Origin of the sequence: Brucella pseudogrignonensis (assembly GCF_031454375.1) — a bacterium.
GTDB classification, from domain to species: Bacteria; Pseudomonadota; Alphaproteobacteria; order Rhizobiales; family Rhizobiaceae; genus Brucella; species Brucella pseudogrignonensis_A.
Genome location: NZ_JAVDQT010000003.1, coordinates 293,980 through 317,346 on the forward strand (window position 1 = coordinate 293,980; position 23,367 = coordinate 317,346).

A 23,367-nucleotide genomic window follows, 5' to 3' on the forward strand; every position below is an offset into this window, starting at 1 on the left:
TGTGTCATTCAACCGTGCGGGCAAATTTGAGTGATCTTTTGACAGAGAACCCCTCACAACCGGATTTGAGATAAGCGGCCAGCCATGGCTTTGATGCCGTCAACATCCGCATTGGCAAAGGCAAAGCGCAGAAATGAATCCTGTTTCTTTCCGAAAAAACTTCCCGGCAATGTGACAACACCGACTTCACGGGCAAGCCTTTCAGCAACGCTTGCGGATGGCACGTCTGTAAACGGATGACGCACAAAGGCAAAATAGGCGCCGACGGACTCAATACGCCATCCTTCAAGATTGTGCATTGAATCTCTCAATGCCGCGGCCCTGCGTGCGATCTCTGCGCGATTGTCATCGCGCCAGATCGTAAGCGGCTTAATCGCCCGGCTGACTGCAATTTGCGGCGCGCGGGTTGCACAGATCTGGAGATTGTCCATCACCTTGGCAACAAGGCCCACCATATCTGCGCCCGCCACAATGGCGCCGAGCCTGTGCCCTGGTATGCAGAAGGATTTTGAAAAACTGTAAAGCTGGATCAGATGCGATGGCCAGTCGGCTTCCTTAAACAGATCATGCGGAGCCTGATCCGCATCACTCAGAAAATCACGATAGGTTTCATCAAGGATCAGCCATGTTCCGCTGTCACGACAGGCTGTATAAATTTCAGCAAGCAGTTGCGGCGGATAGACGGATCCCGTCGGGTTATTAGGCGAAACCAGCACAAGTGCCTTTGCGCCCTTTTGCAATGCTGTCCGCACATCCTCAATATCCGGAACGAAACCATTTTCCGCATGACAAGGCAGCGTAGCCCAGCCGATACCCAACATCTCAAGAGATGACTGATGATTGAAGTAAAACGGATCGGTCGTGAGGACCGTATCGCCACTGCGGGCAACGCACATGATGGCGGCTATGAAAGCCTGATTGCAGCCGGATGTTATATGAACATTGGATGCGTCGATTTCAGCATCATAAAGCCCGCCAACATGATCAGCATAAGCTTTCCGCAGAACAGGTTCACCTTCAATCGGACCATAGCCTGCATAAGCGGAAGAACCGGCGGCCTCGCCAAGAAAACGCAACATATCGGGATGCGGAGGATAACCGGGAACAGCCTGTGACAGATCAATCAGCGCCCCATATGCGCCATCATAATGGCGTGCCCGCGCTTGCACAGCAGGAATAGGCGGAGCCGACAAGGTCGCTATGAGTGGATTAACAGACAGCGCAGGCATGAAGGAACTCCCCTTTTCCTATATCGTCTTTATTCGCTGGGTCGGGACAGAACGTATATGGCCGAGCCAAGCATGAAGATTGTGACACTGATAGCAAGCAAAGGTCCGGGCTGTGCGCCCCACCAGAACATGCCATAGCCAAAAGTCATGCCGAGACAGGCATAGAGTTTAGCTTTTGGCGGAATGGCGCCGCGCGCGCGCCACTTGATGATCATCGGACCAAAGCGTGGATCGGCCAGCAGACGCGCTTCAAACTTCGGCGAAGAGCGTGCGAAGAACCATGCAGCGAGGATAATGAAGATCGTTGTTGGCATGACCGGCAGGATTGCGCCGATAATCCCTAACGCCACCATAAGAAAGCCAAGGCACAGATAAAGAATGCGCTTTCCCGCCGAAATTGGCGGTAGCGGCGTTTCCGTATCGTCCTTTTGCATATTGTCCTGCATGATAATCCATTCTGAAGATGCGCGCTTATAGCAGGATTTTGGCTTTAGCGTGCATAGACCGCGTGGACAAAACTGCGTCATCACGCAGGATTTCAACAAAAGTTACAAATAAGACTCCAAACTTTACTGATCTAAAAACACGAATAAGTTGTATTTTGATCAAAAAAGGCCGGATTTTGTCATCTTGTGAATCCGAAGTGAACACTAGAGATGCAAATAAAGATTGTATTGTGGCGGCTAAGCAATCGCCCACCCGTAAGCAGCTTTTCTTGGGAAACGCGCTTAAAAACATGGATCAGCGCGGTCTGCCATTGAATCCCAGAGATTCTTAAATAGATTTACAGAAACAATTCGATTCAATTCAAAATATTCCTGATTTTTTCTTGATAATTCAAATAAACAACTCTTAGTATAGGATGATATTCCGCTTAAATAAGCGATTCAATCACCTCATTATACTCCCAATAACATCACGTCGTCGCCACATTTAGATTCCAATTGGCTCCAGTCTTTACCAGTCATGACTGTGAAGGCTCTTCGAAACGACTATTGGAATCACGATGAACTTCAAAATCCGTATGGCTATGCTCGCCGTTGCGACAACAGGTCTGTTCTCGATCACCGCAATGGAAGCTCAGGCCGCGCGCTGTGGTGGTGCTTCATGGTATGCACTCACGTCCCGCACGGCATCGGGCGAACGCATGAACCCTGCGGGCTTAACAGCCGCCCATAAAACGCTGCCTCTTGGCAGCAAGGTTAAAGTCACCAACCAGCGCAATGGCAAGTCGCTCGTTGTCCGCATCAATGATCGCGGTCCGTTCATTAAAGGACGTGTGCTTGATCTTTCCAAGGGCGCTGCGCAGCGTCTCGGCTTTATCAATGCCGGCCACACAAATGTGTGCTTTACGCCACTCTGACCCAATAACGAATAGCATGTTTTGAAACCGCTATGGGCTTCCATGGCGGTTTTTTGTACGCCTAATTACACGCATAAGATGCATTAATAATCGAATACCCGCGTTAACCATTAATTAAGAAGTTGGGCGAATACGCGGCACTTCGAATTGACTCAGACCATGTTTCATACTTTAACTTTTCGTTAATAAATGCCCTGTGCGGGCTGTGAAAAGGGCGTTGAGTATGTTGTGTGTAGTTCGCTCAGGTATGAAGATTATCGCTGCTGCCAGCATCGGCATCGCTGCTCTCGTTGTGAGCTTCAGTGCACAGGCTGGAACCGGCGCTTATATGCAGACTGGCAAACTGACCTCACAGCCAATTGGTCACTACGAATTCTGCAAGCGTGAAGCTGCTGAATGCAATATCGTAAGCCGCGATACACGCGCCCTTTCGCTCAACAACAACAACTGGCAGCTCATTCAGACCGTCAATCTTTCGGCCAATGAACGCATCAAGCCGATGACTGACATGGAAATCTACGGCGTTGAGGAATATTGGGCTTACCCAACCACTGTGGGCGATTGTGAAGATTATGTTCTTCTTAAGCAGCGCGAACTTGCCAAGGCTGGCATTCCAATGACCGATCTGCTGATCACTGTTGTGCGCAAGCCAGACGGTGAAGGCCATGCAGTTCTGACCGTGCGCACTGATCGCGGCGATTTCGTTCTCGACAATCTGACCGACGAAGTTCTGCGCTGGGACGAAACCGAATATACCTACCTTAAGCGTCAGGCTGCCAACAATACTGGCCGCTGGGTCACAATTGAAAGCCCGGACAACCTGCTGGTCGGCGCTGTTAAGTAAGGTCAGGCAGAGGCGATCAGCCTCTCCGCACCCATCCGATAAGAAATCGCACCAGCCAAATGAATTCGGCTAACCTGATCAACACCATCCAGATCAGCGAGCGTGCGTGCTACTTTCAGAATACGATGATAGGCACGCGCGGAAAAACGCATCTGCTCGCTGGCATCGCGCAGTAATTTGACGCCTGCCGCATCCGGCTTTGCTACTTCCTCAATCAGATTTGCCGAGCAATGTGCATTGGTCATCGATGCATCAAGCCCAAGCGCCGTGTAGCGTGCACTCTGTAGAGCCCGAGCCCGAGCCACGCGCTTGGCAACACTTTCACTGCGTTCAGACTGTGATGGCTGAATGAGGTCTATTGCGGAAACCGCAGGCATGTCGACGCGTAAGTCGATACGATCCAGCAAGGGGCCGGAAATCCGTGCCTGATAATCGCTCTGGCAGCGCGGACCGCGCGCGCATGTATGCCCAGGCTCTCCTGCCATGCCACAGCGACACGGGTTCATTGCAGCAATCAACTGGAAACGCGCCGGATAGCTGGTGCGGTGATTAACGCGGGCAATCATGCATTCGCCGGTTTCAAGCGGCTGGCGGAGCGAATCCAAGACCTGTGGCGAAAATTCAGGAAACTCATCGAGAAACAGAACGCCATTATGCGCAAGTGATACCTCGCCCGGCCTCGCCCGCAGCCCACCACCGACCATGGCCGCCATGGATGCCGAATGATGCGGCGCTCGAAACGGCCTCCGATCCGATAGCTTCCCGCCCGACAATTCACCCGCGATGGATGCGATCATCGAAACATCAAGCAATTCACGTGGGCTAAGCTTCGGCAGTATCGACGGTAAGCGTTGTGCCAGCATGGATTTTCCCGATCCCGGCGGGCCAACCAGTAGCAGATTGTGATTGCCCGCGGCCGCAATCTCCAGCGCGCGTTTTGCTGTTTCCTGCCCTTTGATGTCGGCCAGATCAGGCTGCACTTCGCTCGAAACCCGCATAGATGGATCTGGTGGTGTCAGAACCTGTGTGCCTTTGAAATGGTTGGCCAGAGCAATCAGGCTGCGCGGCGCGAGAATATCGATGTCTGCACCCGCCCATGCAGCCTCCGAGCCACAAGCATAGGGACAGATCAGGCCTTTATCTTCACGATTCGCACTGATTGCAGCTGGTAGCACTCCTGCAACGGCGGTGATCGTGCCGTCGAGCGATAGTTCACCAAGCACCATGTAGGATTGAATAGCATCCGCCGGGATAGCGCCAATCGCAGCCATAAGCCCCACAGCAATCGGCAGATCGTAATGCGAGCCTTCTTTTGGCAGGTCGGCGGGTGCCAGATTGATTGTCACCCGTTTGGTCGGCATGGAAAGCCCGGAGGCATGAAGCGCTGCCTGCACCCGCTCCCGGCTTTCTGCAACAGCCTTATCGGGCAGGCCGACAATCGACATTCCCATCTTGCCCGGCGCCACCATCACCTGCACATCGACAGGCACCGCCTCTATGCCCTGAAAGGCAACCGTTCCCACACGCGCTACCATATGCCCCCGCATAAAACGCAGCACATCTCAAACGTGAGAAAATGCTTAAATACAACCATAAGATTTAAGCATTTTCGATACACGCAATCAAGAGAAAGGGCCGATCTGATTGTTTCAGACCGGCCCTTTAAGTTTTCTCTGCGATTGTACGTTACTTGCGCTTGGCTTCCACCGCATCCCAGAACAGGGCAGCAATATTAGTGCCGTCGAAACGTTCGATTTCGCGGATGCCGGTTGGCGAGGTCACATTGATTTCGGTCATGTAGTCGCCAATCACGTCGATACCCACCAGAATGAAGCCACGTTCTTTCAGTGACGGTCCGATGCGTTCGCAGATTTCGCGTTCACGAGCTGTCAGCAGCGTCTTCTCCGCACGGCCACCGACATGCATATTGGAGCGCGCATCGCTTTCCGAAGGAACGCGATTGATCGCACCGACCGGCTCGCCGTCGATCAGAATGATACGCTTATCGCCTGAACGCACATCTTTGAGATAACGCTGCGCGATAAATGGCTCTTTGAAGAGCTGACCAAACATTTCCAACAGTGAGGTCAGGTTACGATCACCATCGGCCAGATGGAACACGCCCGCTCCGCCATTGCCATAAAGTGGCTTAAGGATGATGTCGCCAAACTCGCGGCGGAATTCCAGCACTTCCTGCGGGTCTTTGGTGATCAGCGTTTCCGGCATCAGGTCCGGGAATTCGGTGACGAAAATCTTTTCCGGGCTGTTGCGCACCCATGCCGGATCATTGACCACCAGCGTCTTTGGATGGATGCGCTCCAGAAGATGCGTATTGGTGATGTAGTTCATGTCAAAAGGCGGGTCCTGACGCAGCAGCACCACATCCATTTCCGTCATGTCGCGACGCACCGGCTCACCAAGCGTAAAATGATCGCCCTTGATGTCGCGGACTTCCAGCTTTTCAAGACGCGCCGTAACAACACCATCGCGCATCGAAAGGCGGTCTGGTATATAGTGATACAGCTCATGGCCACGCTTCTGCGCTTCAAGCGACAAAGCAAAAGTGGTGTCACCAGTAATATTGATGGTGCTGATATGGTCCATCTGGACCGCAACTTTTAGCGACATGATTTCCTCGCGATTCTTAGTTGCGCGAACTTAAAACGGAATTTGACTGCAACATAGTCCTTTCTGCTTACACAAATATTTGTAGCTGGATCGCAGCCCGAGCCTTGATTATGTTGAAGTGGCATGACCCCGGGGAGGAACAGGTGAGCGCAGTCAAGACAACTATATTTGCCGACCATATTGCTGAACTGGGCGAAGGCCCGGGCTATGACCCGCTGACCGGCCAGTGCTGGTGGTTCGATATTCTCGGCCAGCGGCTGATTGAACGAGACGACAGTGGTGAAATCCGTGCGCATGATCTTGGCATGAAAGCCAGCGCGCTCGCAGTGATTGACCGCGAACGGCAACTGATCGTGAGTGAGCACGGGCTGTTTGTGCGCGAACGCGCCAGCGGACGCCTCACGCTGCATCATCCGCTTGAAGCCGATAATGACGTGACCCGCTCCAATGATGCGCGTGTGCATCCATCCGGTTCGTTCTGGATCGGTACAATGGGCAAAAAAGCCGAGAAGGATGCAGGCTCAATCTGGTGGCATCGCGAGGGACAGGTTAAAAAGCTTTTCTCTGGCATCACTATTACCAATTCGATCTGCTTTTCACCGGATGGCAAAATCGCCTATTTTGCAGATACCGACCGAAACATCATCTGGCGGGTCGATACTGATCCCGAAACCGGCCTGCCCACGTCTGAAAAGAGCGTGTTTCATCATCGCGTGGAAGACGGCGGCGTTGATGGCTCTGTCGTGGATGCCGAAGGAACCTTGTGGAACGCCTGCTGGGGTGGCAGCGCACTCAATGCCTATTCACCGCAAGGGCGGTTGATCCGCTCAATCAAACTGCCAGTGACGCAGCCAACCTGCCCGGCCTTCATCGGCGCAGATGCATGCGCGCTGATTGTCACCAGCGCGCATGAAGGCATGAATGAAAATGCCCGCAATGCTGATCCGCATGCGGGCAAAGTCGTGCTGCTTGATCTGTCGGTCAGTGGTCGTCACGATCCACTGGTTCGGCTATAATTAAAGCGTAACACGCTTTAGTTCTTTGTCTTTCGCATGTCTTTAACCCAAAACCGGTTCCCACTTTTGGGCGACATGCTTATACACCTTCAACGATGACGATTTCGCCATCCGCTACAGTCTGGCGGATGGCTTTCGCCGCCTGATATTCCGGTGAATTGTAGCAATCCAGCGCATGCTGCATGGTTTCAAATTCGATGATGACATTGCGCGCACGACCCGGCCCCTCAACAGCCTCAGCTTTGCCGCCGCGTGCGATGAACTTCGCCCCGTAGCGCTCAAAAGCTGGCTTGGCGGTCGAAACATAATCCTTGTAGCGCTCCGTATCACGGGCATCTACGCGGGCGATCCAATAGGCTTTGGTCATATCATCCTCCTCTTTTATCAGCTAACCGAGCGCATTTCGTCCAGAATGGCAAGGGCTGCTGCCCTGCGATCATGAGATCCGACAATTGGTCGCGCAACGACAAGATGGCTTGCACCGGCTTTAAGCGCATCGGCCGGTGTCATGACGCGCTTCTGGTCGCCTTTTTCAGCGCCGGCCGGGCGAATGCCGGGAGTGACAACCGCCATATCCGGGCCGATGGCCTGACGAATGGCAAACGCTTCAGCAGCCGACGCAACAATCCCACCCATACCGGCATCGCGTGCCTGCTGCGCGCGTTTCAACACCAGTGCCTCGGGCGTATCGGAATAGCCTGCTTCTTTGAGATCAGCATCATCCATCGAGGTCAGCACCGTCACACCAAGCAAGCAGAGATCAGAGCCTTGCGCTGCCTGAACAGCCGAGCGCATTGCTTTTGGATAAGCGTGAAGCGTGAGCATCGAAACGCCCATCTTGGCAACATTTTCCACGCCCTTGGCGATGGTGTTGTCGATGTCGAGCAGCTTCATGTCGAGAAAGACTTTCTTCTTCGCAGCAATCAGGCTCTTTGCGAAATCAAGACCTCCAGCGAACACCAGCTGATAGCCGATCTTGTAGAAAGTCGCCGCATCGCCCAGTTCTTCGACCACCTTTTCCGCTTCAGAAACAGTTGGCACGTCGAGGCCCACGATCAGCTGATCGCGCAAATCTTTCGTCGTCATGGAAATCTCCGCTGTGATTTTTGTTTTATTCGCACAACAGGGCGCGGTACGAAAGATACCGCGCCCTGAAATATGCAAACTATTGATTATTGGCTTGTCTATTTAGCCGAATGCGCAATCAGGCTTTTACAAACCCCGCTTAGCATTTTGGCTTGTCGCTCATTTTTAAGAGTGCCGTCATCATGAAACGCATCGGCGGCACCACTGACCGAGCATTGCTCGGTGATAACCTGTGTGCCAACTGCCATCAGAACAGCGCGCAGGTGATAAAGTCCGCGCATACCAGCAAAAGCACCGTTGGAAGTTGAGCAAAGCCCGACCGTCAATCCCGCATAAGGCTTGAATGGCTTGTCGCCGTCCTTTGAAATACGGCTGACCCAATCAATCGTGTTTTTCAGAAGCGGTGGGATCGATGCATTATATTCCGGAGAACAGATCATCAGCCCGTCATGCCCAGCCATTAGACGGCCAAGCTTCATGGCGTTATCTGGAATGCCCTCTTCGGCTTCCAGATCTTCATTCATGATGGGAAGTGGATAATCGGCAAGCGTTATGCGCGTGACCTTCGCACCCTGTTGCGTGAGTTCTTTTTCAGCTGCATCCGCCATATGAGCCGAAAATGCACCCGTGCGAATAGAACCCGCGAAAACGAGAATTCGTGCAGTCATTGTTACTCCAAATATCAGGTGATCGGGCGGCGATAGACCCAAAGCTGTGCAGGCGGAACATTGCGCACGACAAAATCATAATGCTGCACGGTATAATTGCCTTTACCAGCAGGCACCGGAGGGCGTGGGCCATAGGTAATCTGGATCAGCGGACGGCCACGCGGAATGCGTGACAAAAGATCTTCCATCAGCTTAATACGGCTTGGCATTGGGAAATTCAGCATCGGAACAGCTGAAACAATGCTGTCGAACTGCTGATCTCTCATGGAACCAAGTGCAGTATCGAGATCAAACACATCGCCCTCGATGATATTCACATCGGGATAGGCTTTTTCGAGATGTTCGACAAAAGCTGGAGAATATTCGATCGAGTAAAGATCGGATGGCTTCACGCCATGCGCAAGAATGGCTTTGGTGATGACACCTGTACCAGGTCCGAGTTCAAGAACAGGCAAACCTGATCTTGTATCAATAACGCTCGCCATACGGCGCGCCGTAATCGAACTTGTCGGCAATATCGCGCCAACCGCTTTCGGTCCGTCTATCCAACCTTTGAAAAAACGGATTTCCTCATCGAACTTAGCGGCCAGTTTCCTGCCGAGTTGTCCTGCCATTCTCACTGCTCCCATTGTCGTTATCAGACAAGTTTATGCCGCATCAGATGACTTAAGCAAGGCAGGAATAGGGAGAGAAATAAAAAAAGGGAGCCAAACAGCTCCCTTTTTCATCACTCACCAATACCCTCGAAAAACTCTTTCATCCGGGAGAAGAAACCAGCCGATTTTGGGCTGTTTTCCTTAGACGAGAGTGTTTCAAACTCCTCAAGCAATTCACGCTGACGCTTGGACAAGTTCTGCGGTGTCTCAATATCGATCTGGATATAAAGATCACCCGTCGCCTGCTGGCGCAGAACCGGCATGCCCTTGCCCTTGAGGCGGAACTGCTTGGCGTTCTGCGTACCTTCCGGCACTTTTACGCGTGTCTGGGTGCTATCAAGCGTGGAAACTTCAAACTCGCCGCCTAGTGCCGCCGTCGTCATTGAAATCGGCACCTTGCAATAGAGATCCGCGCCATCGCGCTGGAAGAACTCATGCGGTTTCACCGACAGGAAGATATAAAGATCGCCCGAAGGTCCGCCACGTGTTCCAGCTTCACCTTCACCTGCGAGACGAATACGAGTACCGTCTTCGATGCCAGCCGGGATATTGACCGAAAGCGAGCGTTCCTGCGTAACACGACCCTGACCGTGGCACTTGACGCAAGGATCCTTGATAATCTGACCGCGACCGTTACAGGTTGGGCAAGCGCGTTCAACCGAGAAGAAGCCCTGCGCTGCACGCACACGACCAGCGCCGCCGCACGTCGTACAAGTGGTTGGCTGCGAACCAGCCTTTGCACCAGAGCCTGAGCATTCATCACAGGTGATCGAAGTCGGCACACGGATTTGTGCGGCCTTGCCGGAAAAAGCTTCCTCAAGGCTGACTTCCATATTGTAGCGCAGATCGGCGCCGCGTTCGCGTCCGCCATTCGAGCGACGACGACCGCCGCCACCCATCATCTCGCCAAAAATATCTTCGAAAATATCGGAGAAACCGCCAGCGCCACCAAAGCCGCCGCCGCCGAAACCACCGCCACCCATGCCGCCATTTTCAAAGGCTGCATGACCATAACGATCATAGGCTGCGCGCTTCTGCGGGTCTTTCAGCGTTTCATAAGCTTCGCCGATTTCCTTAAACTTAACTTCAGCTTCCGGGTTATTCGGATTGCGATCCGGATGATATTCCATCGCAAGCTTACGAAAGGCAGTTTTCAGCACCTTATCGTCTGCAGTTCGCTCCACACCCAGAGCTTCGTAATAATCGATCTTCATAGTTCGTTATCCCGACGGCAGGAGCACGTTCAACAAGTGCGGCTCCACGGTCCCATTTCGTGCAGACATATGTTTGTCTGCTGGACTATTCTTAGTTTTGTCCGTCCGGTGCAACCGTCCCGAAAGGCCGCAAAAGCCCGGGAGTGACCCGGGCTTGAGCGTTTACGGACAAGGCTTACGACTTTTTCTTGTCGTCGTCGATTTCTTCGTAATCGGCATCGACAACATCGTCGTTAGAAGCAGCCTGCTCACTGCCTGCAGCACCACCTTCTTCAGCAGCCTGCGCTGCTTCATACATGGCCTGACCAAGCTTCATCGAAGCTTCGGCAAGAGTCTGCGTCTTCGCCTTGATGTCTTCAGCATCTTCGCCTTCAAGCGCGGTACGAAGAGCTGCAATTGCGCCTTCGATAGCCTGCTTGTCTTCAGCAGAAACCTTGTCACCATATTCCTTCAGCGACTTTTCAGACGAATGAAGGAGGCTTTCGCCCTGGTTCTTGGCTTCAACAGCGTCACGACGCTGCTTGTCGGCTTCAGCATTTGCTTCCGCGTCCTTGACCATCTTTTCGATGTCAGCGTCCGAAAGACCACCCGATGCCTGAATGCGGATCTGGTGTTCCTTGCCGGTACCCTTATCCTTCGCAGACACGTTGACGAGACCGTTAGCGTCGATATCGAACGTCACTTCAACCTGTGGAACGCCACGTGGTGCTGGTGGAATACCAACGAGATCGAACTGGCCGAGAATCTTGTTGTCGGCAGCCATTTCACGCTCGCCCTGGAACACGCGGATCGTCACAGCCGACTGATTGTCTTCAGCGGTCGAGAAGGTCTGCGACTTCTTGGTCGGGATCGTGGTGTTGCGTTCGATCAGACGTGTGAACACGCCACCAAGCGTTTCAATGCCGAGCGAAAGCGGGGTCACGTCGAGCAGCAGAACGTCCTTGACGTCGCCAGCCAAAACGCCGCCCTGAATTGCTGCGCCCATAGCAACAACTTCGTCCGGGTTCACGCCCTTGTGTGGTTCCTTGCCGAAGAAAGCCTTAACGACTTCCTGAATCTTCGGCATACGGGTCATACCGCCAACCAGAACAACTTCATCAATGTCGCCAGCCTTGAGGCCTGCATCCTTGAGCGCTGCCTTGCATGGCTCGACCGTGCGCTGCACGAGATCGTCAACCAGGCTTTCGAACTTCGAGCGCGAAAGCTTGATAGCAAGGTGCTTAGGACCGGTCTGGTCAGCGGTGATGAATGGCAGGTTGATTTCGGTCTGCTGTGCGGACGAAAGTTCGATCTTTGCCTTTTCAGCAGCTTCCTTAAGGCGCTGCAGAGCAAGCTTGTCGTTCTTCAGATCGATGCCCTGTTCTTTCTTGAACTCGGCAACCAGATATTCAACCAGACGCATGTCAAAGTCTTCACCACCGAGGAACGTATCACCGTTGGTCGACTTCACTTCAAACACGCCATCGCCGATTTCGAGAACGGAAACGTCGAACGTACCACCGCCAAGATCGTAAACAGCAATCGTCTTGCCTTCGCTCTTATCGAGACCGTAAGCAAGGGCTGCAGCAGTTGGCTCGTTGATGATGCGCAGAACTTCAAGACCAGCAATCTTGCCGGCATCCTTGGTTGCCTGACGCTGAGCATCGTTGAAGTATGCCGGAACCGTGATAACGGCCTGCGTCACAGTTTCACCGAGGTAAGATTCTGCAGTTTCCTTCATCTTCTGAAGGATCATCGCGGAAACCTGCGATGGGGAATATTTCTTGCCGTGGGTTTCAACCCATGCATCGCCATTGTCGCCCTTGACGATCTTGTAAGGCACAAGATCCTTGTCCTTGGTGACCATTGGGTCATCAAAGCGGCGGCCAATCAGGCGCTTTACGGCAAACAGAGTGCCTTCAGGGTTGGTGACAGCCTGACGCTTCGCAGGCTGGCCAGCGAGACGTTCGTCACCATCGCTGAAAGCGATGATCGAAGGTGTCGTACGCGCACCTTCAGCATTTTCAATGACCTTCGCGCTTTTTCCGTCCATGACGGCTACGCAGGAGTTGGTCGTTCCCAGATCGATACCAATAACTTTAGCCATATTTCTCTCCATTCAGCAAACCGCAAAAACCTCTACCGAGCGTTTCATGTGCGGTTCCTATCGGTTTCACAATGCCTGCTTCAAGGTGTGAAGTCGGGAAGCATTTTTCAAGCCACCCGGCCTTTTATCAAAGCCCTGTGCGAGGCGTATATAAGAAAGGCAGTTTTTCACTGCAAGTCACAAGACGCATCACAGTGAAAGATTCCTGCCTGTTAAACTTTTCAGCTCTCAGAGCGTGCCGCATTTTAATCGCAACCGCTGTACTCGCTCTGTCTTTTTGTATCTCGCATGTCGTTATCGGATCGAAGCGGAATCAGCAATCAGTCCAGTGAACTGATTGCCCCGCGAAGACGGTTCCCACTTTTCCGCGACATGCTTTAGACACTCACGAAGCCGTCGCTTTTACCAGCGCGATAAATCGCATCGATAAATTTCTGATTGGCTTTTGAGTTTTCCAGAGAAAACAGCATCACGCCTTCGTCCTTCGTGGCGCGCACGAAGTTTTCCGCCTGAAGCTTATAATGGTCTGTATCGGAGAACGACCACTCTGTCGCCTCCGTATGTCCTGCATTATAGAGCGTAATGCGGCCATGACCATATTTGCCGGTGTTAAAAGGTGCGTGAACTTCAATAAAGCCCTTATCGCCATGGAAAACCATCGTCTGACGACCGGCCAACTGGGTGGCAACATAGAAGCTCAGATCAAAACCATCGAATCGGGCCGAGACATTGGCATAGCGATCCGTGCCGAACTTCGGATCATACTCGACCGTAGCTTGAACCGAGAGCGGCTCCTTGCCCGTGACCATACGCGTAACAACAGTCGGGTAAACACCAATATCCGGCAGCACGCCGCCGCCAAGCTCCGGCTGGTTGCGCATATTGGATGGGTCATTGTTGAAATAGCTGAACGCACCCTGCACATGACGCAGCGTTCCAATCGCGCCTTCTTCGAGCAGAAAACGCAGCTTGATCCATTGCGGATGATAGAAAACCATAAAGGCTTCAGCGATTGTGACCTTATGCTTGTCGCGTGCGGCAATCAGTTGATCAATATCGTCAGCTTTGAGCGCAATTGGCTTTTCGCATAGCACATGCTTACCGGCCTGAGCTGCTTTCAGCGTCCATTCAATATGCTGTGAAGTTGGCAGCGGAATATAGACACCGTCAACTTCGTCGCTTGCCAGCAGTTCCTCATAAGAACCAAAAGCCAGTGGAGCACCAAAGCGATCTGCAACGGCGCGTGCACGCGCCTCATCACGGCTGGCAATGGCATGAACCACACCATTGTCCGAAGCACAAAGTGCCGGAATGACCTGCGTTACGCCAATCTTGGCGGTGGAAAGAATACCCCAACGAAACATGCCGATCCCTTTGCTCATAATGGCTTCAACCGTGTTTGCCCCAGCACTGAACAGTCAACTCAGGCCAGCATTCCAATGCACGGCGAGCCTTATTGTCATATGTTTCGCGATTATCGATGGCATGATTAGGCCGAATACGAAATGAAAAAATGTCATCCAGCCCAAACGGTGCGTGAATAGTCAGCGTATCATCGTTTTCCAGCCTCACGCCCACGCAATGAGCAATCGCTGCATAGCGCTCAATCGATTCGGACGCGCACCGAAGCGGTTTATAGGGTTTTCCGAAGTGACGTTCGAACCACAGATGAACACGCGCCTGATTGCGTATCTCAACAGGCAACGAAAAGCCTTTAAATTTTTTTGCACCTGACTGAATGGCATTATCTTCCGCATCCCATGAAAGATCAGAACTATCGAAATAAACGATGTCGATATCTTTAATGCCGTAGTCATGGGGGCGTTCCGTCAGTGCATTCCATATTGAATTGTATAGCGCGCCGGAGACCAGCCACCAATCCGGAAGGTTCAAACTGCGCGCAAGCAACAGCGCATCCCAGAGAACGGGATTGGTTTTGATGAGCCTGCAAAAATGCTCCGTCTGAAATTTTTGCGAAAGATCAGAATAGCGAAGATGATCCATGCTCAAGCACCCAGAAAGCGGCTCTGCATCTCATAAGACCCGCGAAAGAAATCGATAAATGCACGCAGAGCAGGTCTCATTTGGCGGCGGCTTGGGTAATAAAGGAACAGCCCTGCAAATGGCTGGCACCAGTCTTCAAGCACTCTGACCAGTCTTCCATCCGCAAGTGCGTCGCGAACGTGATCTTCAAACAGATAGGCAAGGCCGGTACCGTTCAGAACAGTATCAAGAATCAGCCTGTCATCATTGAGAATAAGTGGCCCTTTGATTGCCACCTCTATCTCTTTGCCGTCTTTTTCAAACTCCCAATTGTAAATCTGTCCGCTGGAAAAGCGTTGCCGCACACAACGATGCTGCATCAGATCATGCGGATGCTCGGGGATGGCTTTCGTTTCAAAATAGGACGGCGCTCCCACAATGGCAGCGCGCAGGTCGCCTGTCAGCCGGGCGCAGATCATATCAGCCTCAAGGCTTTCACCAAGCCGCATACCAGCATCAAAACCTTCTGCAACAATATCGGTAAGCGCACTTTCTATTGTCAAATCCAGCGTAATGTCAGGGTAGACTTCAGCGAAAGCATGAAGCTGCGGCGCAATGACAAACTGCGCTGCGATATGCGGCATCGTAATGCGCAGCATGCCCGCTGGGCGTTCGCGTGCCTCGATTGCGGCACCAAGTGCCTGATGAATTTCCTCAAGCGCCGGAGCGAGTCGCTCCAGCAATTGTCGTCCCGCATCCGTGGGCGCAACACTGCGCGTGGTGCGTGACAACAAACGGATGCCAAGACTGTCTTCAAGAGATGAGACTGCATGGCTGACTGCGGATGGCGCAATCGACAATTCACGCGCGGCACCGCGAAAACTGCCATGGGCTGCAACGGCGGCCAAAACGGCCAGTTGGGAAAGCTGATTTCGATTCATTGTTCTAAAATATAGAATAGCCCGTGAAAATAAATCAGTATTATCGAACGCCGGATCGAGGAGTAGTTTCAGTCTCGCCGGACGCTCTGCGCTTTCAGAGCACCGCGCTCCCAGATTTTAAAACTTGTCCCGAAAGGAATATCGATGAAAACGCGCAAGCTTGGCCAGGACCTCACTGTCTCTGCAATCGGCCTTGGCTGCATGGGCATGAGCTATGCCTATGGTGGACAGGACGAACAGGATGCCATTACAACTTTGCACCGTGCTTTTGATCTTGGCATCACATTTTTTGATACAGCCGAAGTCTACGGACCCTATGAAAATGAAAAGTTGCTCGGCAAGGCACTGAAACCGATCCGCGATAAAGTTACGATTGCCACAAAGTTTGGCTTTAAAATTGCAGACGGCACGCCTGTGGGTGTGGATAGTCGCCCAGAAAACATCCGCGCCGTGGCAGAGGCTTCTTTGCAGCGCCTTGGCATTGAAACGATCGATCTGTTCTATCAGCATCGTGTTGATCCGAATGTGCCAATCGAAGATGTCATCGGCACAATGAAAGACCTGATTGACGAGGGCAAAATCCGCACCATCGGTCTTTCAGAAGCCGGTGCAAACACGTTGCGCCGCGCTCATGCAGTCCACCCGATTGCTGCTCTTCAGAGCGAATATTCACTCTGGGCACGCGATCCCGAAAATGATGTGCTGAAAATCTGTGCCGAACTTGGCATTGGTTTTGTGCCTTACAGCCCGCTTGGTCGCGGCATGTTAACGGGCAAGGTTCGCTCGCAATCTGATCTCGCAGCGGATGATTTCCGCAAGACACTGCCACGCTTCCAACCGGGTGCCCTCGAAGCCAATAACAAGCAGGTCGATCTCATCGTCGATATGGCGGCTGAAAAGCAAGTGACCCCGGCACAGCTGGCACTTGCCTGGGTTCTGCATCAGGGCGATTTCATCGTACCGATCCCCGGCGCCCGCAAGGTCAATCATCTTGAAGACAATGCCGGTGCTGCAAATGTATCATTGAGCAGCGACGATCTGGCACAGCTCAACAGTCTCTTTGATTTCGAAAAGATTGCCGGCAAAAGATACACCGATGCCTCGCTGGCTATGACCGGACTTTAAAACTGAAATACTCAAACACGAGGGCGGGGATCATCCCCGCCCTTGGCATTCGCAGAACAAAACAAACATTTAGAGCGCCCTCATAAAGTAGAAAACTCTAATAAGGCTTGTCATTCTTGCGGGTGCATGCTTTTTGCGCGTTATGCAAACAGGAACCATCACGAAAGTGCTTGGCATATTTGCCATCGCCGCCGCTGCTATTGCTTGCTTCTCCCTTGTGGGGCTCGGCCTCATGTATGGGATGTATGGCGTCATCTTTATCGATGGCGTTGCGAGCATCTTTCTTCTTATCGTCTGCTCCGCCATATTCTGGTTTGCAAAGATCGACTGGCGAAAGCCGGAAGCTGCAGCCATCATGATTTCATTCATGTCATTTGTGGCCATGTTTTTCGATAGCCGTGGCAACCCTGTCTACAATCAGCCACTTTCATGGCTGTTCGGAAGCCCCGGCAGTCATCTTCAAATCAAAGAAATCGTCAGTCATGGCGGCGGCAGCACCGGCGTGAATTACGAATTCCAGATCGTCAATTTCTATGGCGCAATCGAACGAACGATCAGCGGCTGGTTTGTGTTTCCATTCCGCTTTGTCGAATATCTGATTGTGCTTTCAATCGTCACCACAATCATCACCGTCATAAGAAATCGCTCCGGGAGCAACTGGCTCCCTGACAATGCCAAGCAATGATGGGCCCAACAATGATAGGCCAGAGAAAAATTAGGGCGGAGGGGGACATACTTCCGGCCTTGAAAATCAAAGCACTGCAATCATTTCACAGTTTTTAGAATGTACTCAATGAGGGAAAATCACATGAAACGCTTCTCGCCTCGTGCGATCCTTTTCACACTTCTGGCGGTCATCCTGCCAGTTACCACCTTTGCGCAATCTGCCGATGAGACTGACCCGAACGCTGCGATTGGCAAAATGAACGCCTATGTTTCGCTTCTCAACCGCACCATCCGCGCTTCGGAATCGCTCGACCGCTACGATAGCTGGGTCGATATGAAAAAAGGCCCGACCGGCAAGGAGCGCAATGTCTATGGCCTTTATTCGCTCTATGATGTGCGCAGCGAAATTGAAGCTGCTGAAGAAGCCACAAAGGCGGACCCAAAACTCCCTGCGCTTGATGAAGCAATGGTGAGCTATATTGCGATTTATCAGAAGCTTGCCCCAGTTGTTGAAAAGGCGAGCAAATATTATGACCGCAAGGACTATAAGTCCGACAAATTTGCCGGTGCGAAAGAGTTTCACAAGCAGATCGCGGAATATGCGCCAGAGTTCACCAAAGAACGTAAGCGTGTCGATGCGCTGTTAGGCGAGGAAAAAGCCAAGATCGATCTGGCAGAACTTGATGCGCTTGAAAAGGCCGAAGGCAAAAAAGCCAACTGGCAGGTTCGCAATGTTATGATGCGTGCCAATGCCGTCGTTGAACTTCTGCCAGAGAACGAAAAGCCGGTTGTCGATATGGAAGCCTTTGGCAAGGCTATGGATGCCTATGCTGCCGCCGTTCGTGAAATGGATGATTACGCAACCGAGCATCCGAATTCGTTCCATGTTTTTGAATCCCGTCCTGCAAGCCTGTTGGGCAAGCTGCGCGACTTCCAGGAAAAGCTGGAAAAGACCAAAGGCGATGCACGCAAGGGCAATGTTGCCTCTGATCTCCAGTGGATCGTCAGTGATTACAACACTATGGTCACGACATCACAGAACGCGACAATTTTTGCGAAAGACTAATTTCCTGTCGATCAAAAAAGCCGGGGCATCGACCCCGGCTTTTTTGTGTGCTGGTGCTGATTACATCCGGCGCAAGGCGCGCGGTGCAAGGGTTAGCAAGCCAAGAAGCGTCATGATGAAACCCACCCACAGCGGCGCATGAAGGCTATAGCCCGTTGAGAGCGCAAATCCGCCAGCCCATGGACCAAGACCCAGACCAATATTGATGACGGATGCATGCATCGCATTGACCAGCGCGCCGGGATGGGCGATGCGCATAACGCGGGCAATGAAGGCCGGATTAAGCGCAATACCGGTGAGGCCGATCATCACAATTGCCAGCACCGTCGCAACTTTCAGTTCAGCAAACAGCGCGAAGATCAGCATTGCCGCCAACATGATCAGAATGCCGATAAAGATCGTTGCAATCGTATGACGGTCAGCGAAACGACCAATCACGTAATTACCAATAATGTTTGCCGCGCCATAGATGGCCAGCAAAAACGGCAGTTGCGCTTCCGGAAAGCCTGCGAGTTGCGCTGTGATCGGCGATAAATAGCTATAGACCGAGAACGAGGCACCAATCACCAGCGCGCTGGTTGCGTAAGCGGCCCAAAGCCTTGGCTTTCGCATTTCATTGAGTTCTGAGCGCAGATTTACCTCGGCATGATTTGGCTTTGCTTCGATCTTGAGCGCAATCACCAGCGCACAAAACAGCACCAGCACTACAATCGCCCAGAAGCTCGCACGCCAGCCGAAGGCATTGGTGATAGCGGTTGCCAGCGGTACGCCAAGAACGGTGCAAAGCATCAGCCCCGCAAAGACCAGCGAAGAGGCGCGACCACGCAGTTCAGGCACAACGAGCTGCGCAGTAATTGCCAGCATCAGGCCGAAACTGGTCGCCGCTGCCATGCCGGTGAAAACACGCGCCACCAGCATCACATGAAAATTGCTGGTTGAGGCAGCCACACTTTGCCCAACAGCGTAAAGAATCAGAAGCAATAGCAGCCCGCGCTTGTTTTCAATCTTCAGCGCCAGAAACAATATTGTCACCAGCGGACCACCAATCGTCATGCCAAGAGCATAGACCGAGATGAGATTGCCAATATCCGAAATCGAGCGGCCGAAGCCCTCCTGTAGCGCTGGCATCATGCCGGAAATCATCAGTTCAGACGTGGTCAGCGCAAAAATGCCCAGTGTCAGGCAGTAAACCACCAGCGGAATGGCGCGCGCCTGATTTGAAGACGCAGAAACCCGTTCCGCCGCAAGGGCAGAATCACACACTTCGTTCATGGGACGAATCCTATTTATATAGTCGATACTACATAATTCATATCGTCTTGCGCCGGAGCGTCAAGCAAATTATATAAGCATGACTACAGAAAGGGCGAAAAATGGTTCCGCGCGGGCGTCCGCGCAGTTTCGACCGCGATACTGCGCTGGAAAAAGTCATGAAAGTCTTTTGGGCGAAAGGCTATGAATGCGCCCAGATCAACGATTTTACAACGGCGATCAGCATTACGCCACCGAGCTTTTATGCAGCCTTTGGCAATAAGGAACAGGCATTTCGCGAGGCCGTAGACTATTATAACCGCACCATCGGCGCTGGCCCTTTCGATGCGCTTGAAAATGCGCCGACTATTCAGGACGGCATGCGGCGATGGCTGGAATTAAGCGCTGACAGCGCTTTTGCGTGCCCCGCTGGCGGCTGCATGATCAGTGTCAGCTCCATCCAGTGCAAACCCGAAAACGCCAATGTGAAGACGTTCCTTCAAGAGGTGCGTCACACCAATCATCAGCGACTTTCTCAGCGGTTGAAGCGCGCTATTGCTGCGGGTGATCTGCCGGACCAGACCGACATCGCTCAGATGACCGAGTTCTATCATATGGTCCAGCAGAGCATTTCTTTTGAAGCCCGCGATGGCAACTCGCGCGAAGCCGTGCAGAAAATCATCGACATGGCCATGCTTGCCATGCCTGCATGTGTAGCTGCTCCTGCATGAGTGGTACAATATCCGCAGTTCTGATCCATGTCAGCGATGTTGACGCGGCAATCGAATGGTATCGCAAAGCTTTTCCGCAAGCAGTACTCAAACATCTCGAAGCCTATGATTTCAGCTATTTGCAGATTGGCGATGTTGATCTCGAAATTGTTCCGGCAGATGAAAAAGTTTCATCGGGCGCTGCGGGAAGTGTGATCTATTGGCACGTCGACAATTTCGATGAATCGCTCGCGCATTTAATCGCCATTGGCGGCAAGCTTTATCGCGGACCGCTCGATATTCAGGACAATATGCGTATGTGTCAGGTCAAAGATCCATGGGGCAACTGCATCGGTTTACGTGGATAGAAAAAGCCCGCTCGTGAGAGCGGGCTTTTCATTTGTCTTATCCGCGAAGGACGCCGCCGGTCTGCTTGGTGACATTTGCAATCACCTGCTTCGCCAAGGCTTCCAGATCTTCGTCAGTTAGCGTGCGGTCCTGTGGCTGCAACAGCACTTCAACCGCAATCGACTTCTTGCCTTCACCAAGTGAAGCACCTGTGAACACGTCAAAGACCTGAACACCGGCAATCAGCTTCTTGTCAGCCGACGAGACGGCCTTCACGACGTTACCGGCTTCAACACTTGCATCCACGACGAAAGCGAAGTCACGCTTAAGGCTCTGGAACTGCGAGAGGCTGAGCGCCGGCTTGGTGCGGGTTGCCTTTGCCTTCGGCTCAGGGATCGCATCAATATAGACTTCAAAGCCGCAAAGCGCGCCCGACACATCAAGCGCTTCCAACGTATCCGGGTGAAATTCACCAAAATAGCCAAGCACGACCTTCGGTCCAAGCTTCAGCGTGCCCGAACGACCCGGATGGAACCATTCTGGACCACCGGCTTCGATCTGGATGCGGTCAACAGGCGCACCGGCGGCCTCAAGTGCTGCAAGCGCATCAGCCTTGGCGTCAAACACGCCAACAGGTGATGCATTGCCCGACCAGAAGCGGCCTGCGCCTTCAACGCCAGCCGTGCCACGACGGACACCGCCCGCCACGCGACGCTGCTGTTCCGGCTTGTCGCCTTCATAGATGCCCGAGACTTCAAACAATGCCGTATCACCAAAACCGCGATCTGCATTGCGCTGCGCGGCTGCGAGCAAGCCCGGCAGAAGCGATGGGCGCATATCCGACATATCGGCTGCAATCGGGTTCGCCAGCTTCAATTCCGGCTTGCCGCCACCAAAAGCTTTGGCCTGCGCTTCGGAAATGAAGGAATAGGTCACAGCTTCCATCATGCCGCGCGAAGCAAGCGTGCGGCGAGCCAGACGCGTGCGGATTTGCAGCGTTGTCAGAATACGGCCATTGACCGTGCCAAGACCCGGCAGCGGCTGTGGTGCAATCTGGTTGATGCCGTGAATACGCATGACTTCTTCAACGAGATCAGCCTTGCCTTCCACGTCATTGCGCCATGTCGGAACGGTTGCCTTAATGACCTTACCGTCGCCTTCAACACCAAAACCAAGACGCTTCAGAATGTCGAACGATGCGTCATAGGAAACCTCTATCCCGGTCAAGCGCTTGACTTCCGAAACCGGGAAATCAATCACACGCGCCGCAGGAGTAGTGTAACCAACCACGTCGAGAACTGTCGGCTGACCGCCGCAAAGTTCGAGCACCAGCTTTGTTGCAATTTCCGCACCCGGAATCATCATTTCAGGATCAACGCCACGCTCAAAACGATAGCGTGCATCGGTGACGATACCGAGTTCGCGACCCGTGCGTGCAATCATGCGCGGATCCCAAAGGGCCGACTCAATCAGCACATCGACAGTGTTTTCATCACAGCCTGAATGCTCACCACCCATGATGCCGGCAATCGATTCAGGGCCGTTCTCATCGGCGATCACATACATGCCCGGCTTGAACTTATGTTCACGCCCATCAAGACCAAGGATAGTTTCGCCATCCTTGGCGAGCCGTACCGTGAGATCACCCTTGACCTTGGCCGCATCAAACACATGCAGCGGACGGCCCTGATCAAACGTCACATAATTGGTGATGTCGACCAGTGCATTGATAGGGCGCAAGCCAATATCTTTCAGACGCTGCTGCATCCATTTTGGGCTTGGGCCGTTCTTCACACCCTTAACCAGACGCAGCGCAAAGCCGTTGCAGAACGGATTTTCCGCATCCTGATCGAGAATGATCTTAACAGGTGTCTCGCCTTCGCCCTTCACCGCTTCCGGCAAAGTGTTCTTCAGCGTGCCAAGACCAGCGGCGGCCAGATCACGCGCAATGCCGCGAATGCCAGTGCAGTCCGCACGGTTTGGCGTCAAGCCAATTTCGATGATCGGATCGTCAATGCCGAGATAGGCCGCGAAGCTTGTGCCAACAGGCGCATCTTCGGGCAGATCGATAATGCCGTTATGTTCGTCAGAAAGTTCCAGCTCGCGCTCAGAACACATCATACCAAAACTTTCGACACCGCGAATTTTGCCAACCGAAAGTGTCACATCAAGGCCCGGCACATAATCGCCCGGACGACCGAGAACACCGACCAGACCTGTGCGGGCATTGGGTGCACCGCAAACAACCTGAACCGGCTGGCCTTCACCCGTATCGACGGTCAAAACACGCAGCTTATCAGCATCCGGATGCTGAACAGCATTCAAAACCTTGGCGATCTTGAAAGCCTTGAACGCGGCGCGGTCATCAACCCCATCCACTTCCAGACCAATATCGGTCAGCTTCTCGACGATCTGGTCGAGCGTTGCATCGGTTTCGAGGTGATCCTTGAGCCAGGAAAGCGTGAATTTCATTTTACTATTCCTTCC

The 23,367-nt window shown here is 52.8% G+C and carries 23 protein-coding genes; 8 read left to right on the forward strand and 15 right to left on the reverse strand.

The annotated features are described in order from the left end of the window. Window positions 1–53 precede the first annotated feature (53 nt). Window positions 54–1,229, reverse strand: a complete 1,176-nt coding sequence (locus J2782_RS12215; protein ID WP_310012878.1) for an aminotransferase — start codon at window positions 1,227–1,229, stop codon at window positions 54–56. Between the two features lie 29 nt (window positions 1,230–1,258). Then, window positions 1,259–1,675 carry a YbaN family protein gene (locus tag J2782_RS12220; RefSeq protein WP_310013340.1) on the reverse strand — a complete coding sequence of 139 codons (417 nt, stop codon included), beginning with the start codon at window positions 1,673–1,675 and terminating at the stop codon, window positions 1,259–1,261. 560 nt (window positions 1,676–2,235) lie between these two features. Between J2782_RS12220 and J2782_RS12225 the strand changes: the two genes are divergently transcribed. Then, window positions 2,236–2,592 carry a septal ring lytic transglycosylase RlpA family protein gene (locus J2782_RS12225; RefSeq protein WP_094505942.1) on the forward strand — a complete coding sequence of 119 codons (357 nt, stop codon included), beginning with the start codon at window positions 2,236–2,238 and terminating at the stop codon, window positions 2,590–2,592. Window positions 2,593–2,815: 223 nt separating this feature from the next. Next, window positions 2,816–3,436, forward strand: a complete 621-nt coding sequence (locus J2782_RS12230; RefSeq protein WP_250039380.1) for a transglutaminase-like cysteine peptidase — start codon at window positions 2,816–2,818, stop codon at window positions 3,434–3,436. 2 nt (window positions 3,437–3,438) lie between these two features. On the opposite strand, the gene J2782_RS12235 is transcribed toward J2782_RS12230, so the two are convergent. Both J2782_RS12235 and gshB read right to left on the reverse strand, forming a co-directional pair. Next, window positions 3,439–4,971, reverse strand: a complete 1,533-nt coding sequence (locus tag J2782_RS12235; RefSeq protein ID WP_310012880.1) for a YifB family Mg chelatase-like AAA ATPase — start codon at window positions 4,969–4,971, stop codon at window positions 3,439–3,441. A 151-nt stretch (window positions 4,972–5,122) separates the two neighbouring features. Then, entirely contained in the window at window positions 5,123–6,064 is a 942-nt protein-coding gene (gene gshB, locus J2782_RS12240; protein WP_310012883.1) for a glutathione synthase, read from the reverse strand. A 143-nt stretch (window positions 6,065–6,207) separates the two neighbouring features. Here gshB and J2782_RS12245 point away from each other — a divergent pair, with 143 nt between their 5' ends. Beyond that, entirely contained in the window at window positions 6,208–7,080 is an 873-nt protein-coding gene (locus tag J2782_RS12245; protein ID WP_310012889.1) for an SMP-30/gluconolactonase/LRE family protein, read from the forward strand. A gap of 79 nt (window positions 7,081–7,159) precedes the next feature. On the opposite strand, the gene J2782_RS12250 is transcribed toward J2782_RS12245, so the two are convergent. From J2782_RS12250 to J2782_RS12290, 9 genes are all read right to left on the reverse strand, one after another. Beyond that, window positions 7,160–7,447: a DUF1330 domain-containing protein gene (locus J2782_RS12250; protein ID WP_007872716.1), complete on the reverse strand. Its 288-nt coding sequence runs from the start codon at window positions 7,445–7,447 to the stop codon at window positions 7,160–7,162. Window positions 7,448–7,464: 17 nt separating this feature from the next. Continuing rightward, on the reverse strand, window positions 7,465–8,166 hold the full coding sequence (pyrF, locus tag J2782_RS12255; protein ID WP_310012893.1) for an orotidine-5'-phosphate decarboxylase: 702 nt from the start codon (window positions 8,164–8,166) through the stop codon (window positions 7,465–7,467). 98 nt (window positions 8,167–8,264) lie between these two features. Beyond that, a complete protein-coding gene (locus tag J2782_RS12260; protein WP_310012896.1) occupies window positions 8,265–8,834 on the reverse strand; it encodes an NADPH-dependent FMN reductase in 570 nt (189 codons plus the stop codon). 14 nt (window positions 8,835–8,848) lie between these two features. Beyond that, window positions 8,849–9,448, reverse strand: coding sequence for a phospholipid N-methyltransferase PmtA (gene pmtA, locus J2782_RS12265; protein WP_310012898.1), 600 nt, complete (start codon window positions 9,446–9,448; stop codon window positions 8,849–8,851). A 113-nt stretch (window positions 9,449–9,561) separates the two neighbouring features. Then, complete coding sequence (dnaJ, locus tag J2782_RS12270; protein ID WP_310012903.1) at window positions 9,562–10,704, reverse strand: molecular chaperone DnaJ; 1,143 nt, start codon at window positions 10,702–10,704, stop codon at window positions 9,562–9,564. Between the two features lie 175 nt (window positions 10,705–10,879). Beyond that, window positions 10,880–12,790, reverse strand: a complete 1,911-nt coding sequence (gene dnaK / locus J2782_RS12275; RefSeq protein ID WP_310012907.1) for a molecular chaperone DnaK — start codon at window positions 12,788–12,790, stop codon at window positions 10,880–10,882. 377 nt (window positions 12,791–13,167) lie between these two features. Further along, entirely contained in the window at window positions 13,168–14,154 is a 987-nt protein-coding gene (locus J2782_RS12280; protein WP_310013342.1) for a Gfo/Idh/MocA family protein, read from the reverse strand. Between the two features lie 25 nt (window positions 14,155–14,179). Then, window positions 14,180–14,794: a nucleotidyltransferase family protein gene (locus J2782_RS12285; protein ID WP_310012910.1), complete on the reverse strand. Its 615-nt coding sequence runs from the start codon at window positions 14,792–14,794 to the stop codon at window positions 14,180–14,182. 2 nt (window positions 14,795–14,796) lie between these two features. Then, the gene (locus J2782_RS12290; protein ID WP_310012911.1) at window positions 14,797–15,714 is read right to left on the reverse strand and encodes a LysR family transcriptional regulator; all 918 of its coding nucleotides are present in this window, start codon (window positions 15,712–15,714) and stop codon (window positions 14,797–14,799) included. Between the two features lie 144 nt (window positions 15,715–15,858). Between J2782_RS12290 and J2782_RS12295 the strand changes: the two genes are divergently transcribed. From J2782_RS12295 to J2782_RS12305, 3 genes are all read left to right on the forward strand, one after another. Then, entirely contained in the window at window positions 15,859–16,839 is a 981-nt protein-coding gene (locus J2782_RS12295) for an aldo/keto reductase (protein ID WP_310012914.1), read from the forward strand. Window positions 16,840–16,981: 142 nt separating this feature from the next. Beyond that, the gene (locus tag J2782_RS12300) at window positions 16,982–17,524 is read left to right on the forward strand and encodes a hypothetical protein (protein ID WP_310013344.1); all 543 of its coding nucleotides are present in this window, start codon (window positions 16,982–16,984) and stop codon (window positions 17,522–17,524) included. A gap of 123 nt (window positions 17,525–17,647) precedes the next feature. Beyond that, complete coding sequence (locus J2782_RS12305) at window positions 17,648–18,571, forward strand: YiiG family protein (protein WP_310012915.1); 924 nt, start codon at window positions 17,648–17,650, stop codon at window positions 18,569–18,571. 60 nt (window positions 18,572–18,631) lie between these two features. Here J2782_RS12305 and J2782_RS12310 read toward each other — a convergent pair whose 3' ends face one another. Beyond that, window positions 18,632–19,843 (reverse strand): MFS transporter, encoded by a 1,212-nt coding sequence (locus J2782_RS12310; protein ID WP_310012918.1) that lies wholly within the window; start codon window positions 19,841–19,843, stop codon window positions 18,632–18,634. Between the two features lie 101 nt (window positions 19,844–19,944). Here J2782_RS12310 and J2782_RS12315 point away from each other — a divergent pair, with 101 nt between their 5' ends. Both J2782_RS12315 and J2782_RS12320 read left to right on the forward strand, forming a co-directional pair. Beyond that, on the forward strand, window positions 19,945–20,553 hold the full coding sequence (locus J2782_RS12315) for a TetR/AcrR family transcriptional regulator (protein ID WP_310012920.1): 609 nt from the start codon (window positions 19,945–19,947) through the stop codon (window positions 20,551–20,553). Then, entirely contained in the window at window positions 20,550–20,900 is a 351-nt protein-coding gene (locus J2782_RS12320; protein WP_310012923.1) for a VOC family protein, read from the forward strand. Before J2782_RS12315 ends, J2782_RS12320 begins: the two co-directional genes overlap by 4 nt. A gap of 37 nt (window positions 20,901–20,937) precedes the next feature. Here the strand turns inward: J2782_RS12320 and pheT are convergent, their stop codons facing one another. Beyond that, complete coding sequence (gene pheT / locus J2782_RS12325; protein ID WP_310012927.1) at window positions 20,938–23,352, reverse strand: phenylalanine--tRNA ligase subunit beta; 2,415 nt, start codon at window positions 23,350–23,352, stop codon at window positions 20,938–20,940. Window positions 23,353–23,367: the final 15 nt, after the last annotated feature.

Excerpts from the sequence above, each read along its gene's own strand:
- J2782_RS12215 (WP_310012878.1), bottom strand. The coding sequence starts at position 1,229 with ATGCCTGCGCTGTCTGTTAATCCACTCATAGCGACCTTGTCGGCTCCG.
- J2782_RS12220 (WP_310013340.1), bottom strand. The coding sequence starts at position 1,675 with ATGCAGGACAATATGCAAAAGGACGATACGGAAACGCCGCTACCGCCA.
- J2782_RS12225 (WP_094505942.1), top strand. The coding sequence starts at position 2,236 with ATGAACTTCAAAATCCGTATGGCTATGCTCGCCGTTGCGACAACAGGT.
- J2782_RS12230 (WP_250039380.1), top strand. The coding sequence starts at position 2,816 with ATGTTGTGTGTAGTTCGCTCAGGTATGAAGATTATCGCTGCTGCCAGC.
- J2782_RS12235 (WP_310012880.1), bottom strand. The coding sequence starts at position 4,971 with ATGGTAGCGCGTGTGGGAACGGTTGCCTTTCAGGGCATAGAGGCGGTG.
- gshB (WP_310012883.1), bottom strand. The coding sequence starts at position 6,064 with ATGTCGCTAAAAGTTGCGGTCCAGATGGACCATATCAGCACCATCAAT.
- J2782_RS12250 (WP_007872716.1), bottom strand. The coding sequence starts at position 7,447 with ATGACCAAAGCCTATTGGATCGCCCGCGTAGATGCCCGTGATACGGAG.
- pyrF (WP_310012893.1), bottom strand. The coding sequence starts at position 8,166 with ATGACGACGAAAGATTTGCGCGATCAGCTGATCGTGGGCCTCGACGTG.
- J2782_RS12260 (WP_310012896.1), bottom strand. The coding sequence starts at position 8,834 with ATGACTGCACGAATTCTCGTTTTCGCGGGTTCTATTCGCACGGGTGCA.
- pmtA (WP_310012898.1), bottom strand. The coding sequence starts at position 9,448 with ATGGCAGGACAACTCGGCAGGAAACTGGCCGCTAAGTTCGATGAGGAA.
- dnaJ (WP_310012903.1), bottom strand. The coding sequence starts at position 10,704 with ATGAAGATCGATTATTACGAAGCTCTGGGTGTGGAGCGAACTGCAGAC.
- dnaK (WP_310012907.1), bottom strand. The coding sequence starts at position 12,790 with ATGGCTAAAGTTATTGGTATCGATCTGGGAACGACCAACTCCTGCGTA.
- J2782_RS12280 (WP_310013342.1), bottom strand. The coding sequence starts at position 14,154 with ATGTTTCGTTGGGGTATTCTTTCCACCGCCAAGATTGGCGTAACGCAG.
- J2782_RS12285 (WP_310012910.1), bottom strand. The coding sequence starts at position 14,794 with ATGGATCATCTTCGCTATTCTGATCTTTCGCAAAAATTTCAGACGGAG.
- J2782_RS12290 (WP_310012911.1), bottom strand. The coding sequence starts at position 15,714 with ATGAATCGAAATCAGCTTTCCCAACTGGCCGTTTTGGCCGCCGTTGCA.
- J2782_RS12295 (WP_310012914.1), top strand. The coding sequence starts at position 15,859 with ATGAAAACGCGCAAGCTTGGCCAGGACCTCACTGTCTCTGCAATCGGC.
- J2782_RS12300 (WP_310013344.1), top strand. The coding sequence starts at position 16,982 with ATGCAAACAGGAACCATCACGAAAGTGCTTGGCATATTTGCCATCGCC.
- J2782_RS12305 (WP_310012915.1), top strand. The coding sequence starts at position 17,648 with ATGAAACGCTTCTCGCCTCGTGCGATCCTTTTCACACTTCTGGCGGTC.
- J2782_RS12310 (WP_310012918.1), bottom strand. The coding sequence starts at position 19,843 with ATGAACGAAGTGTGTGATTCTGCCCTTGCGGCGGAACGGGTTTCTGCG.
- J2782_RS12315 (WP_310012920.1), top strand. The coding sequence starts at position 19,945 with ATGGTTCCGCGCGGGCGTCCGCGCAGTTTCGACCGCGATACTGCGCTG.
- J2782_RS12320 (WP_310012923.1), top strand. The coding sequence starts at position 20,550 with ATGAGTGGTACAATATCCGCAGTTCTGATCCATGTCAGCGATGTTGAC.
- pheT (WP_310012927.1), bottom strand. The coding sequence starts at position 23,352 with ATGAAATTCACGCTTTCCTGGCTCAAGGATCACCTCGAAACCGATGCA.